Source organism: Ferrovum sp. JA12, assembly GCF_001431705.1.
In the GTDB taxonomy this organism is placed as follows: domain Bacteria; phylum Pseudomonadota; class Gammaproteobacteria; order Burkholderiales; family Ferrovaceae; genus PN-J185.
Genome location: NZ_LJWX01000001.1, coordinates 632,143 through 647,323, shown reverse-complemented (window position 1 = coordinate 647,323; position 15,181 = coordinate 632,143). Strand labels below are relative to the sequence as shown.

The following is a 15,181-nucleotide window of genomic DNA, read 5'->3' as shown; positions in this document are numbered from 1 at the left end:
CATTAATTTAGTTTTTTAAAAACAAAAATTAGAACAAGTGGCGAACACCCACTCCATAAGTATTAAATACTGATGGGTAGGCTGAGACGGTTGGATATCCAACTGCAGCAACTCCTGACTTGGTGTCGTTCATCACGGCAGCATAGAAGTTGGTTCGTTTTGACAAATAATACTCATAGGCAACAGAAGCATATTTATCATATCCGCTTCCACCATCAGCACGTACTGTAATCCAGTAATAACCTGCGGAGATTTTTTGTTTTGGTGTCAAATCATAGGTACCACCAGCAAAGAACACATGGAAGTCTTTGTTAATACCGTTTTGTTGACCAACGATAGTATAAGAATATACGTTTGTAAGAGTAGCATCAGCTGCATAGTTGCTCGCAGGAGTATAAGTAATATATTCGATACCACCTTTCAAAGAAAGTCTTTGATTAACATTATATCTTCCAGCCAACAAAGCTGCTCTAAGATCGTTATAGGTTACGTTCACACCATTTGGTACAGGAATACCATTTGTTGGAGCTGCATAGCCGGTAGAAGGAGTATAAGAAGTTAACGAACCAGGGAAAGAAATACCTGTTACGTCATGAGTATATTGGTAACCAGCTTGAACACCAAAACGGCTATTTTCATAACCTACGCTTGCTTGATCTGAGCTTCCAGCATTGTAGCTGTTAGAGATACCACCAAAAGAATGTAAGTATTTAACTTTGTAATTACCGAAGGTTTTTTCATACTTCAATGAGTTGTCAACACGGAAGTTATCTGTTTGTCCACCACCACCATAGAAACCAGAGAAGTTAATTGGTGAAAATTCTTGGAAATTAACAGGATCGTATCCACCTGAAATCACATCAGCAAACACATTATATACACGACCAATTTCCAATTGACCTAATTGGTTGTCAGATAAACCTAAATAAGCTTGACGACCAAATAATTGACCATTCAAACTTGTATCAGCATTTGAAAAGACATTTGAGCTACCAGCCAAACCTGAGGTAGCTAATTGACCATTAGCTAGGTTGAAACCTGACTCTAATACAAAGAAAGCTTTACGACCAGAACCTAAGTCTTCAGAACCTTTAATACCCCAACGAGTAGCTGATTGACCACCATTAATAAGCCCATCAACTGTTCCAGTTACAGGCGATTTACCTAAGTAAGGCGCGCTTGTTGGAGTCAGTCCGGTTACAAATCCATTTTTGGAGATGTCTTGGTTATTGGTGGCCTGAGCAACGCCCATATCTAAAACACCATACAACTGAATGCCGTCTTGTGCGTGAGCTACGCTGGCGACTGAAGCTAATGCTGCTAAAGCGAGTAGCGATTTTTTCATGTGTAAACTCCATCTATTAAAAATGAACTATGTAAAACTTCATACAAAAGATTTACAAAATATGTAAAAGCCTAGATAACTAGGCTTTCATGAGTGAACTATAACTTGAATTAGGTGAGTTCATCCATGTTTGGAAGTGTAATTTGTAAATTAACAACAAGCGTGTTGCGTATAAACAACATTTGAATATTACCAATCACCGCCAATGGCTTTTACAAAGCTGACAACGGCAATCATTTGCGCTGACCTCACTTTAGTTTCAGCAATCTGAGTTTGAAGCTTGGTATTCTCAGCATCAATCACTTCTAAATAACTACTGGCCCCCTCAAGGTAGCGGTTTACCGCCAAATCATAAGTGGTTTTTGCAGCGATAGTAGCCTTTGATTGTTCTGTGAGTTCAGTTTGTAGATGATTTAAAGAGGCCATACTGTCCTCTACTTCTTTAAATGCTGTTAATACTGTTTGACGATAGGTAACGATTAACTCTTTATTTTGTGCATTAGCCAAATCCACCAAACTCTGTCTTCTACCTTCATCAATTATTGGTAAAAAGGCCAGCGGACCCAACGCCCAAGTACTATTAGGCACTGATAACAAGTTACCATAGCCACTGTTTTGGTAGCCCCCAAAGGCAAATAAATTAATCGTTGGGAAAAATGCCGCCTTTGCCACCCCAATTTCTGCGTTGGCTGATGCCACTCGACGCTCAGCGGCGGCAATGTCCGGTCGACGTTGTAGTACTTGAGAGGGAAGAATAGTTGGCAAGTTAGGATAGGTTTCAGAGAAACTAGTGACTGGTTCTATCCTAAAGGTACTAGGATTTTCACCCACCAAAACTGCTATCGCATGCTCGTAAATGGCTCTCTGCGCTAACAAACCCTGCAATTGTCCCTTAACTTGATCCAATAAACTCTCAGCTCGAGCCACGTCCAAGCCTGACACGACTCCCTCGTCATGACGATTTTTAATAATTACAAACTCTCTCTCGTAGGCTTTGATAGAGTCATCGAATATAGCTATTTGTGTGTCATAACCTCTTAACTGAAAATAAATTGAAGCCAATAGGGCTTGTTGGCTCAAACGAACAGTTTCTATGTCAGCTCGGCTAGCCTCTTCCAGTAACGCCGAGGATTTGGCCTGATTACGCAACCTACCCCAAAAATCAAGCTCGTAATTAATCCCTGCACCAATTGCCGTATTGCCATAAACACTATAGTTTAAGCTGGAGCTTCTTAGAGGTCTGTTTAAGGACTGTCTATTAGTTAAATAGTTACCGGTTGCATCGATCTCGGGATACAGTTGAGCGTTATTCTCATTAGCGATAGCGAGCGCTTGATCATGTCTTGCAAGAGCAATACCCAATTGCAAATTGGCTGTATCTATCTTAGCCTCTAGATGGGTTAGCGTTGAGTCATTAAAGTAGTGCCACCAATCCCCTTTGGCTTTATCGTCCATGGGGGCTGCTGTGCGCCAAACACCATCCTCTTTAAAATGAGGAGCTATCTCAGCCTCAGGACGCTTATAATCTGGCGCCAGTGAACAGCCGTTAAGAACCAGAGGTAAAACAACAAATGCTGAATACCACCGTTTCATGATTAGTTCCCACCCGGCTGTTGAGTAGTAGAGACTTGAGGTTTTACCAAGTCCCCGGTTTCAATAGAGTCAGAGGGACTGTCCACCACTTGATCATTAACACTTAAGCCTTTGATCACTTCCACTTCACTACCATAATCTCTTCCAACCACAATGGGTTTTAAGGTGATATGATTATCTGTACCTAATACCGCCACCTTCAACCCTCCTGCTCTAAAAATCAAACAACTTGAAGGAACTCTTACGGCGCTACTATTTTCTGGCAAATCAAACTTAACCTGCGAATACTCTCCAGGTTTTAATGTTTCATCTTTATTTTCAACTAACAACTCCACCAGCATCGTACCACTGACGTTACTGATTCCTCCGGAAGTAGTTTCCACCTTAGCGGTAAAAGTACGGTTAGGAAACTCAGGCACCGTAAGCGTCGCAGTCAGACCATTTTTAATTCGATCACTGTATATTTGAGGAACGGGTACATAAAGGCGCAGTGGGTCAACACTTGACACATTAAATAACTCTGTTCCTTTACCAGCGCTGATCAAAAACCCAACATCGGTTTTTCTAGCAGTAATAATGCCATCAAAAGGGGCAATAACGCGTTTAAAACTCTCAAAGGCTTCTATTCTTGCCACATCCGCTCTGGCTGCCAAGACATCTGCTTTACGTGCTTCATAATCAGCAATATGGACATCAGTTTCTTGTTTTGATACAGAGTCTTTAGCTAACAGGGCTTTCCACCGTTTCATGGTAACAAAAGCTAAATTCTCATCGGCCTGCCTTCTCACCAAATTAGCCTGAGCTTGACTTAATTGTTGATCCAATTCTGGCGTATCAATAACAGCCAGTAATTCACCTTTTTTTACTTTAGCGCCTATATCGTGATACCAAATCTTCAAATACCCATCTACACGAGCTAAAATCGGTGCGTCAATAAAAGGCTGCAAGGTTCCAGGCAACACCAGAGTATTACCGTTACCCCCCACATGAGGGTGAATAATAGCCACCGACTCAATTGCCTGCTCGGCGCTCCAAGTGGCCTGTTTTTTGTAGTCAATATAACGCTTAATTCCGCCCCACAGCGCAATCAGTAAAATCACTGCAACGGCAATGATTAATTTACGCTTTAGGTTCGGAACACTCTTAACTTCAAAATGTACTTCTTCCGAATCGTGATGCATTCCAACACTCCTTTAAAACGATGCTAACTTACACGGGATCATGTGACTCGTCGTCCCATGTTTGTTCAACTTCATCAAATCGATCATTACGATGTACCAAACTAAACACAGCCGGTACAAACAATAAGGTGGCAAAGGTGGCAAATAACAAACCACCAATGACAGCTCGCCCTAAAGGCGCATTTTGCTCACCGCCATCCCCTAAACCGAGAGCCATGGGAATCATACCAATTACCATAGCTGCTGCCGTCATTAACACAGGACGAAAACGAGTTACCCCAGCCTCTAATGCTGCTTGAACAGGATGCTTGAGTTCTTGCAAACGTTCACGGGCAAAACTCACCACTAAAATACTGTTAGCTGTGGCCACCCCCATGCACATAATTGCTCCAGTTAATGCAGGAACCGACAAAGTAGTGTAAGTGGTAAATAGTATCCATACGATACCGGCTAAGGCTGCAGGTAACGCTGTAATAATCACAAAAGGATCAAGCCAAGATTCAAAATTAATCACAATCAAGAAGTAAATTAGGACAATAGAAGCAATCAATCCTAAGCTTAACCCCATATAAGAGTTTTCCATAATAGGTACCTGACCACGGAGTATCACACTAGCACCCCTTGGCAAATCTTTCTTATTTTGATCAATAATAGTTTGGATATCCTTAGCGACACTCCCCAAATCGCGCCCTTGCGTTGACGCATAAATATCAAAGGCTGGCTTAATGTTGTAGTGAGAAATCACGGAGTCTGACTGGGTACGAGTTATGGACCCTAGCCCTCCTAAAACTTGCAAACCTTTAGAGTTAGGAGCTGTAATAGGAATATTTTCTAAGTCAGCCAAAGAATTAATACGATACTGCGGCATTTGAATAACAATAGGATAGGACACTCCATTACTTGGATTTAACCAGAAAGTAGGAGCCACCTGACTCGTTCCCGCCAACGTTGCCACTAGGCTATTGGTCACATCCGCTTCCGTCAAGCCAAAGTTATTGGCCTGAACGCGATCGATGTCGATATTAAACTGCGGATAATTGGTGGCTTGCTGCAGACGAACGTCAGCGATACCAGGAACCTCCCTGGTTTGTTTCTCGATTTTTTTAATAAAAGCCAAATTCTCAAACTTATTGGGGCCATTCACTTGTATATCAATAGGTGCCGGCGCGCCAAAATTCAAAATTTGACTAGTAATGTCGGCGGGTAGAAAGGCAAAACTAACTCCAGGAAAATCGCGCGGCAGAAACTCACGCAGATGCTTGACATAGGCACTAGTAGACGTATGATTTTCATTTAAGTGAATGAGAATGTCCCCATCTTGAGGACCTATCGTCCCAGTATTACTATAAGAAGTATTAATACCACTCACCGATAGACCAATATTATCTACAATAGTATCTAACTGATCACTAGGAATATGTCGCCTGATATCATCTTCTATTAGGTTAAACAATTTGGCTGTTTCTTCAATACGCGTGCCCACTTGAGCACGGACATGAATTTTCATATCCCCAGAATCCACAGTAGGGAAAAAATTACGTCCTAGCATGGGATATAAACCAATACAAGATATCAACACAAAAGCGGTAAATCCCCAAGTAAATTTCTTGGGGTTAGTTAACACCAGTATTAAGAAAGAACGATATCCTTCACGAAAAGCAGCAAATTTTCTTTCAAATTGCTGTTGAAAGGTCGAGAAAAAATGCAATATTAAACGTAATTGAGAACGCTTAACACGAACCGCCTCGTGACCTTCCTCAGGGAGTGCGTGATGAGCTGTATGCACCCTTAAGAATTTATTGGCCATCATCGGTACAAATGTTTGCGACAAGATAAAAGAAGCCAACATTCCAAACACTACCGCTTCAGCCATTGGTACAAAAAGATATCTTGGCACTCCGGTGAGAGAGAACATAGGCACAAACACAATGCAAAAACAAAGAGTGGAAACAAACGCTGGCTGAATAATTTGCTTTGCTGCATCAATAATCGCCACTCTCACCTGCTTACCCTGCTCCAAATGGTAGTTAATGTTTTCAATGACTACAGTAGCATTATCTACCAGCATCCCCACGGCGAGTGCCAAGCCGCCTAAGGTCATGACATTCAGAGAATTCCCAGAAATCGATAACAAAATGACTGCTGATAATAGGGACAACGGGATTGACAGAGAAATAATAATGGTTGAGCGCCAGCTGCCCAGAAACAATAGAATCATGACGCTAGTTAGAACAATGGCGATCAAACCCTCGCGAACCACACCAGCTAAGGCTGCCTTCACAAAAATCGACTGATCTCCAACTAAGTCAACATGTAAACTCTTTGGTAGAGTTTCCTCTAGTTTTGGAATAATGTCTTTCGTTCCTTGAATAATATCCAAGGTTGAGGTGGCACCATTTTTAAGAATCGTCATCAATACAGAGCGCCGACCATCATTTCTAACAACGTTGATCTGGGGCGGAAAACCGTCTCTTACATGAGCCACATCACGAATAAAAATAATGGCGCCATTAATTTTTTTAATAGGTAAATCGTTTAACTTTTGAAACGCTTCAGGGCTATCGTTAATCTTAATATTGTACTCAAAGGTCCCGATTTTTTCGGTTCCAGCTGACAAAATTAAGTTCTGGTTCTTTAAGGCTGTGGACACATCATCCGGCGAAATCCCCTTTGATTGCATAGCTTGAGGATCCAAGTCAATTTGGATCTGTCTCACCTTGCCACCATAGGGTGAGGGAACAGCGCTGCCTCTGACCGTGGCTAGCTGTGGGCGAATAAAGTTTTGACCCAAGTCAAAGATACGGTCCTCAGAGAGAACTTTACTCGATAAGGCCAACTGTAAAATAGGTACTGTTGCCGCGTTATAATTCAAAATCAACGGAGGGGTAATACCAGGAGGCATTTGTTTTAAAACGGTTTGAGAGATGGCGGTGACCTGAGCATTAGCAGTTCGAATATCCACATCAGGCTGAAAGAAGATTTTTACAATCCCGTAACCAAATAAAGATTGGGACTCTATATGTTCGATATCATTCACAGTGGAGCTTAAGGAGCGTTCATAGTAGTAAACAATCCGCCCAGCCATGTCCTCTGGAGGCATACCACTATATGTCCATACGGCACTGATGACGGGGATATTAATTTGAGGAAAGATATCAACCGGTGTTTTAAAGGCAGAAATGACACCAAATAATGTAATGATTAAAGACATCACAATAAAGGTGTTAGGTCTCTTCAGCGCAAGCTTAACAATCCCTATCAAAACTCAAACTCCTCAAATCTAATAGACAATCATAAAAGGTGATGCATTGTGACACAAGAAATCAAAACTTCTGTTACCGATTGTAAATGGATCAATTTAGTCTGAATAATTGCCTCAAAGCTATCCCAGGCTCTATGGCTTTCATAAATGCTTCGCCGATCAAAAAGCTATTCACCCCTTGAGAGCGCATCATATTAACGTCTTCTCGGGTTAAAATACCACTTTCAGTAATTATGATGCGCTCTTGCGGAATATGTTTCTGTAAATTTAGCGTCACATTTAATGAGGTTTCAAAGGTTTTAAGATTGCGATTATTAATACCCATCAATTGTGTGGGAACTCGCAGGGCTCTCTTTAGCTCAATCTCATCGTGGGACTCCACAAGAACGGCAAGACCCAAGCTTTGCGCTAATTGACACAGAGTATGCATCAGATCATCTTCCAGAATGGATACTATGAGTAATATGGCGTCAGCCCCAATGGCTTTAGACTCATAGATTTGATATTCATCTATTATGAAGTCTTTTCTTAGAATTGGTAAAGTAGAGGCGTAGCGAGCCTCTCTTAGGTATTCAATACTCCCCTGAAAGTACTCCTCATCAGTTAATACAGACAAACAGGCTGCTCCATTTTCCTCATAGCTCTGGGCAATGGCAGCAGGATCAAAGTCATGACGAAGCACCCCTTTACTAGGACTTGCGCGTTTAATTTCTGCAATGATGGCGGCCTGTTGAGTGGTTAATTTACGCTCCATTGACCCCACAAAATCTCGACATAAGCCAGAAGACATAGCCATCTCTCGCATTACCTCTAACGATACTTGTTCTTTAGCTGCAGCCACTTCCTCAAGCTTAGTCTCGACTATTCTCTTTAAAATATCATCCATGATTAGCTGCCTTTTTAATTTGATCCTTCAGTTTCTTTGCGTCCCCTATGGCAATCACATCTAGGGCTTTTTGCACGCCAGCCTCAAAACTCTCTACTAAGCCAGTGATATATATTGCAGCTCCCGCATTCAGAGCAACAATGTCTCTGGCAGGCCCCGGGAAATTATCCAACACCTGATCAATAAAAAACATGGATTCCATGGGGTTATTCACGAGCAGAGGATTGAGAGGCATCCTTGTAAAACCAAACTGCTCTGGAGTTATCTCATAATACCGAATTACCCCATTTTTTAGCTCGGCAACACTGGTGGGGCCTGCTAAAGAAATTTCATCCAGCCCATCATGACCGTGAACCACTAAAGCCCCCTCACTTCCTAACTCTTTTAACACTTCCACCATAAGACGAGTTAAATGAGGACTAAACACCCCCAGTACTTGAAAAGGAGCATTGGCCGGATTAGTCAGGGGTCCCAGAATATTAAACAAGGTTCTAATACCCAATTCTTTACGCACATGAGCCGTATACTTCATTGCTGTATGATGATTTGGGGCAAACATAAAAGTCCAGCGATAACGCTCCAAAAAATCTTGTACACGCGCTAAACTCCAAACACTGACTGGCAACCCCATTGCCTCCAAAACATCCACGCTGCCACTCAAAGAGGATACTGAACGTCCGCCGTGCTTCGCCACAGCAGCGCCTGCCGCGGCCACTACAAAAGATGAAGCCGTAGAAATGTTAAAGGTATGTAAACCATCACCCCCCGTGCCACAGGTGTCAATCACTGGGGCATCCATCCTCACTTCTACCCGCTGGGATAACGCTCGCATCACTTTGGCAGCGGCAACGACTTCCTCAATACTCTCCCCTTTCTTTGCCAATAAACTCAAAACCGCTGCAGTTTGTATTTCTGAAATGCGGCCAGTTAGAATCCCTTCCATGACGTCGGTCATCTGTTGGGAGTTAAGAGAATTTCCCGCCAAAAGATGTGTTAACACTGATTTCACGACCATTACATCGCCTCGCGAATTTCAAAATCATGAGTTACCGAGGCGGTTTTACCTAACATAAAAGTTGCCGAACAATATTTTTCCGCTGAGAGCTTAATCGCCCGTTCCACTAATTCAGGCTTCAAATCTACCCCTGTTACAATAAAATGAAAATGAATTTTAGTGAATACCTTAGGGTCCGTTTCAGCCCGCTCACTGTCAATTTCAACCACGCAATCAGTAACTTGCGCTCTTGAGCGCTTTAAAATTAACACCACATCAAAAGAGGTACAGCCTCCGGCGCCAAGGAGCATAGCCTCCATGGGACGAACACCAAGGTTTCGCCCCCCAGACTCAGGGGCGCCATCCATTAAAAAAGTATGGCCACTGCCACTTTCCCCCAAGAAACTCATTCCTTCAACCCACTTTACCCGTGCTTTCATTATTGCGTCCTTTAGTCTTAGCATACTTGAACATTATAACAACGCATTGACATTAGGAAAGACTCAAGTTTATAATAGTCGGCTATCGAATAACATTGTTGGTAAAGTGCCATGAAAACCTTTTCGGCTAAAAACCATGAAGTACAGCGCGACTGGTTCGTCGTTGACGCACAAGACTTAATCTTGGGGCGTCTTGCTAGTCAAATAGCTCTCAGACTTCGCGGCAAACACAAACCTATTTACACCCCACACGTTGATACGGGTGATTTTATTGTAGTGGTTAATGCAGATAAAATCCGTGTTACCGGTAATAAAGGTGAAGATAAAAAATATTATCGTCACTCAGGCTACCCTGGTGGGATCTATGAAACCAATTTCAATAAAATGCGTGCACGTCATCCCGCTCGCGTTCTTGAAAAAGCAGTTAAAGGCATGTTACCTAAGGGTCCTTTGGGTTATGCCATGATTAAAAAAATGAAAGTGTATGCTGGAACTGACCATCCACATGCAGCTCAACAACCTAAACCTTTAGTTATCTAGGCGTTATTATGATCGGACAATATTATTATGGTACCGGCAGACGTAAAAGTGCTGTGGCCCGTGTTTTCATTAAAAATGGTTCTGGTAAGTTTATCGTCAACGGTAAACCTCTGGATGTATATTTTTCCCGTGAAACAGGTCGTATGGTAGTGCGTCAACCATTGGAGCTCACTAATCATATGGGTGGATTTGATATCCGTGTTAATGTGGCAGGTGGTGGTGAATCAGGCCAAGCCGGTGCAGTTCGTCACGGAATTACCAGAGCTCTAATAGACTATAATCCGGAACTTAAATCAGCACTTAAGCAAGCAGGTTTAGTTACCCGAGATGCCCGTGAAGTGGAACGTAAGAAAGTGGGTCTACACAAAGCTCGTCGTCGTAAACAGTTTAGCAAACGATAACAGTATTGAAAGTAAAAAAAGCCGGTTCTACCGGCTTTTTTTATTGCTGCGAAAATCTTTTTTTAAGCGATAATAGCGTAAAGAGTTAGGGAGATCTCAAGGATGATTAAAGTAGGTATTGTTGGCGGAACAGGGTATACAGGAGTTGAGCTATTGCGTCTGTTGGTCCAGCATCCTGAGGTTAACCTGACCGCGATCACTTCAAGACAAGATGCTAATAAACCAGTCGCTGATGTTTTTCCAAACTTGAGAGGACGCGTTGATCTCGCCTTTGTTGACCCCCACAGCCAAGAGCTTTCTCACTGTGACGTGGTGTTTTTTGCTACCCCGAATGGCATAGCCATGAAAGACGCACCTAGTCTTTTGAGGAAGGGCGTCAAAGTCATTGATCTGGCGGCGGATTTTCGCATAAAAAACATTCCTCTCTGGGAAAAGTGGTACGCCATGGAGCATGTAAGCCCAGAGTGGGTAAAACAGGCGGTATATGGTCTACCCGAAGTCAATCGTGATGAGATTAAAAAAGCTCAATTGGTGGCTAATCCGGGTTGCTACCCCACCGCTGTGCAATTGGCGTTTATTCCTTTAATCAAGGCAGGGGTTATTCATGCTAATACGCTCATCGCCGATGCCAAATCTGGAGTATCTGGCGCCGGCAGAAAAAGTGAAATACAAACACTCTTTTCTGAGGCCTCCGATAATTTTAAAGCCTATGGTGTCAGTGGCCATCGCCATCTTCCTGAAATTAGTGAACAACTCAGTAACCACCATCAAGGCCCCGTTAATCTTATTTTTACACCCCATTTGACGCCTTTAATTAGAGGGATTCATGCGACCTGCTACGCCACATTAAAGCACACAGTAGATCTGCAACAACTATTTGAAAACCATTATTCTAATGAGCCTTTTGTTGATGTGATGCCCTTTGCCAGCCATCCTGAAACACGTTCTGTGAGAGCATCAAACTATTGTCGTATTGCCCTTCACCAACCGCCTCACAGTGAGGTCGTGGTAGTTTTATCGGTCATTGATAATCTCGTGAAAGGAGCCGCTGGACAGGCTGTACAAAACATGAATTTAATGTTTGGACTCAATGAAACCATGGGTTTAACGCAAGTTCCTGTGTTGCCTTAGGTGATTCTCTTAAACCTCACTCAATTTAGTCCATGGCGCCTAACCTTACAATCCGTTACAAGTAGTGCCGCTAACTTATGCCACACTAAGGCCACCTAAAATACAAGAAATTCCGTTTTATTAATTAGGGTTTGGAATCCGCTAAAGATGCTTGAAATTGTTAAGTTAGCTCTAAGACGTCCTAATACATTTATTGTCATGGCGTTGGTGATTTTTTTATTTGGAGTTATTTCCATTATTAAAACACCTAAAGACATTTTTCCGGAAATTAATTTACCGGTGATCAGTGCCGTATGGACATATAGTGGTATGCCTCCAGAGGACATGGCTGGGCGGATTGTTTACTACTATGAACGCTCCTTAAGCTCCACTGTGAATGATATCGAACATATAGAGTCCCAATCTTTATTTGGTTACGGGATTGTAAAAATCTTCTTTCAGCCTGATGTGGATATTCGAACTGCTAATGCTCAGGTCACCGCCATCTCTCAAACCGTTTTAAAACAAATGCCTCCTGGTATTACCCCTCCGTTGATTTTGAATTATAACGCGGCAACAGTACCTATTTTACAGTTGGCCTTATCGAGTAAAGTTCTCTCTGAGGACCGTATCTTTGACTTGGGTCAAAACTTTATTCGCCCACAGCTAGCCACGGTCAGAGGCAGCGCTGTTCCCTCACCCTATGGTGGCAAGGTGAGACAGATCCAAATTGACTTGGATCCTCAAGCTATGCAATCAAAAAGAGTTTCACCGGATGACGTCGCAAGAGCTCTGAGCCAACAAAACTTAGTACTCTCTCCTGGAACCGAAAAAATTGGTTCCTTTGAATACAACGTAAAGATTAACGACAGTCCAGATGAGTTTACTTTACTCAACAATCTTCCCATTAAAAACGTAGGGGGAGTCACTATTTTCATTCATGATGTAGCCCATGTCCGTGATGGTTTCCCTCCACAAATTAATGTGGTGAGAGATGATGGTCGGCGCTCTGTATTGATGACGATTCTTAAAAATGGTGCCACCTCAACCTTGGATATTATTCAAGGAACGAAAGAATTGATTCCTAAATTAAAAGAAACCTTACCTAACAACCTCGTTTTAAAAGTGGTAGGGGATCAATCCATTTTTGTAAAATCTGCGATCAGTGGTGTAGTACGCGAAGGAACTATTGCCGGCATTTTAACTAGCGTCATGATTCTATTGTTTCTGGGCAGCTGGCGCTCAACGATTATTATTTCCATGTCTATCCCTCTCGCCATTTTATCGGCAATTATCTTTCTTTCTCTCACCGGTAACACGTTAAATGTGATGACGTTAGGTGGTTTGGCTCTTGCCGTGGGGATGCTGGTAGATGATGCTACGGTGGTGATTGAAAATATTAACCATCATTTGGAAATGGGAAAACCCACTACCAAAGCTATTATTGATGCAGCAAGGCAGATTATTCAACCTGCTCTGGTTTCAACATTATCTATTTGTATTGTATTTGTGCCCATGTTCTCTCTAACGGGGGTACCCAGATATTTATTTATTCCAATGGCTGAGGCCGTTATCTTTGGTATGCTCTCATCCTTTGTATTGTCGCAAACTTTCGTACCTACGGTGGCCAACAAGTTACTTAAATATCAGACTCAACACTTTAAACATGAGCATCACACTGATGCACATCGTCCCGAACATGATCCAAACTTTAAAGTTCATCGCTCTGTTAAAGCATCTATCTTCCAGTTTTTCATCAATATTCAGCAAGGCTTTGAGAAACGTTTCACTAAAGTGAGGTTGGTTTATCGCTCCATATTACATTTTGCACTGGACCACCGTAAAAAATTTATCACTCTATTTTTAGGCTTCGTCATTGTTTCCTGCGTGACTTTATTTCCCTTGTTGGGGAAAAACTTTTTCCCAGAGGTGGACTCAGGCGATATGAAAATTCATATCCGCGTACAAGTGGGAACGCGTATTGAAGAGACCGCCAAACAATTTGATTTAATTGAAAACACCATTCGACGTCTGGTGCCTCAAAATGAACTCGATACCATTGTGGACAATATTGGGCTATCCGTGAGTGGTATTAACACCGCTTATAGCAGTACTGGTACCATTGGTCCTCAGGATGGAGATATTCTCATTCACTTAAATGAAAACCATCATCCCACGAAAGAGTATATGAAAAAGTTAAGAGAAACTTTACCCAGAGCCTTTCCTGGTGTGAGTTTTGCCTTTCTACCTGCTGACATTACGAGCCAAATACTAAACTTTGGTGTGCCAGCTCCCATTGACATTCGAGTAGATGGCCCCAATCATGATAACAACCTTAAATTTGTCAGGGCTATTTTAAAAGATATTCGTAACGTGCCTGGAATTGCTGACCTTCGCGTGCAACAGGCCACTAACTATCCTCAGTTTAATGTGGATATTGATCGCTCTCAAGCCAAAAACTATGGTTTAACAGAAGGGGACATTACCAACAGTTTGGTGGCCACCTTGGCAGGCACCAGTCAAGTGGCGCCTACTTTTTGGTTAAATAATAAAAATGGGGTTTCCTACCCGATTGTAATTCAAATGCCACAATATAAAATCAACTCTCTGGCAGACCTTGCCAACATTCCGATTACCACTAAAGAATCCTCCTCGATGCAAGTGTTAGGCGGTTTAGGATCCATTGAACGTGATCAATCTGACTCGGTGATTTCCCATTACAACATTAAGCCTTCTTTTGATATTTTCGCCTCCTTGCAGGGCAGGGATTTAGGAAGTATTTCTGGTGACATTGAAACTATTATCCAACATCACCATCAAGAGCTACCTAAGGGAGTCAGCGTTAAACTTCAAGGACAGGTGCCTATTATGCAGGACTCTTACCGTGGTCTTAGTTTAGGCTTGGTAGCATCCATTATTTTAATTTATTTCTTAGTCGTGGTGAATTTTGAGTCATGGCTTGATCCTTTTGTAATTATTACAGCGTTACCGGCAGCCTTAGCTGGGATTGTGTGGATGCTCTACTTGACCGGAACCACTTTATCCGTTCCTGCCTTAACTGGCGCTATTATGTGTATGGGGGTGGCTACGGCCAATAGTATTTTGGTGATCAGCTTTGCTCGGGAACGATTAGCTATTGTCAAAGATTCCACTCAGGCTGCCCTTGAGGCCGGTTATACCCGATTTAGACCTGTGCTCATGACCGCTTCAGCTATGTTAATTGGTATGATCCCCATGGCTCTCGGGTTAGGGGATGGGGGTGAACAAAACGCTCCACTTGGTCGGGCAGTGATTGGTGGTTTGCTTTTAGCAACTATTGCTACCTTGATTTTTGTACCCGTGGTCTTTAGTGTTGTGCACGCCAATGACACCTTTGAGGATGAACCAGAAGCTACGGGTAACCTGTAGTAACTTGAGTTGCGCACAATG

General features: G+C 42.5%; 11 protein-coding genes. 4 read left to right on the top strand and 7 right to left on the bottom strand.

All coding sequences use genetic code 11. The annotated features are described in order from the left end of the window. Positions 1–28 precede the first annotated feature (28 nt). The 7 genes from FERRO_RS03490 to FERRO_RS03460 form a co-directional block, all read right to left on the bottom strand. Positions 29–1,345: a porin gene (locus tag FERRO_RS03490; RefSeq protein ID WP_056929463.1), complete on the bottom strand. Its 1,317-nt coding sequence runs from the start codon at positions 1,343–1,345 to the stop codon at positions 29–31. A 189-nt stretch (positions 1,346–1,534) separates the two neighbouring features. After that, positions 1,535–2,938 (bottom strand): efflux transporter outer membrane subunit, encoded by a 1,404-nt coding sequence (locus FERRO_RS03485; RefSeq protein WP_056929462.1) that lies wholly within the window; start codon positions 2,936–2,938, stop codon positions 1,535–1,537. Between the two features lie 2 nt (positions 2,939–2,940). Next, positions 2,941–4,119 carry an efflux RND transporter periplasmic adaptor subunit gene (locus FERRO_RS03480; RefSeq protein WP_056929461.1) on the bottom strand — a complete coding sequence of 393 codons (1,179 nt, stop codon included), beginning with the start codon at positions 4,117–4,119 and terminating at the stop codon, positions 2,941–2,943. Between the two features lie 28 nt (positions 4,120–4,147). Next, positions 4,148–7,381: an efflux RND transporter permease subunit gene (locus tag FERRO_RS03475; protein ID WP_056929460.1), complete on the bottom strand. Its 3,234-nt coding sequence runs from the start codon at positions 7,379–7,381 to the stop codon at positions 4,148–4,150. Positions 7,382–7,472: 91 nt separating this feature from the next. Continuing rightward, positions 7,473–8,267, bottom strand: a complete 795-nt coding sequence (gene trpC / locus FERRO_RS03470; protein ID WP_056929459.1) for an indole-3-glycerol phosphate synthase TrpC — start codon at positions 8,265–8,267, stop codon at positions 7,473–7,475. Continuing rightward, on the bottom strand, positions 8,260–9,282 hold the full coding sequence (trpD, locus tag FERRO_RS03465; protein ID WP_056929458.1) for an anthranilate phosphoribosyltransferase: 1,023 nt from the start codon (positions 9,280–9,282) through the stop codon (positions 8,260–8,262). The genes trpC and trpD overlap by 8 nt, the downstream gene beginning before the upstream one ends. Beyond that, positions 9,282–9,701, bottom strand: coding sequence for an OsmC family protein (locus tag FERRO_RS03460; RefSeq protein ID WP_056929457.1), 420 nt, complete (start codon positions 9,699–9,701; stop codon positions 9,282–9,284). The genes trpD and FERRO_RS03460 overlap by 1 nt, the downstream gene beginning before the upstream one ends. 111 nt (positions 9,702–9,812) lie before the next feature. Here FERRO_RS03460 and rplM point away from each other — a divergent pair, with 111 nt between their 5' ends. The 4 genes from rplM to FERRO_RS03440 all read left to right on the top strand — a co-directional run bounded on the left by rplM (position 9,813) and on the right by FERRO_RS03440 (position 15,160). Continuing rightward, positions 9,813–10,241: a 50S ribosomal protein L13 gene (rplM, locus tag FERRO_RS03455; protein WP_056929456.1), complete on the top strand. Its 429-nt coding sequence runs from the start codon at positions 9,813–9,815 to the stop codon at positions 10,239–10,241. 8 nt (positions 10,242–10,249) lie between these two features. Then, positions 10,250–10,642 (top strand): 30S ribosomal protein S9, encoded by a 393-nt coding sequence (rpsI, locus tag FERRO_RS03450; protein ID WP_056929455.1) that lies wholly within the window; start codon positions 10,250–10,252, stop codon positions 10,640–10,642. A 102-nt stretch (positions 10,643–10,744) separates the two neighbouring features. Continuing rightward, a complete protein-coding gene (argC, locus tag FERRO_RS03445) occupies positions 10,745–11,773 on the top strand; it encodes an N-acetyl-gamma-glutamyl-phosphate reductase (protein ID WP_056929454.1) in 1,029 nt (342 codons plus the stop codon). A gap of 147 nt (positions 11,774–11,920) precedes the next feature. Continuing rightward, entirely contained in the window at positions 11,921–15,160 is a 3,240-nt protein-coding gene (locus tag FERRO_RS03440) for an efflux RND transporter permease subunit (protein ID WP_056929453.1), read from the top strand. The last annotated feature ends 21 nt before the right edge of the window (positions 15,161–15,181 follow it).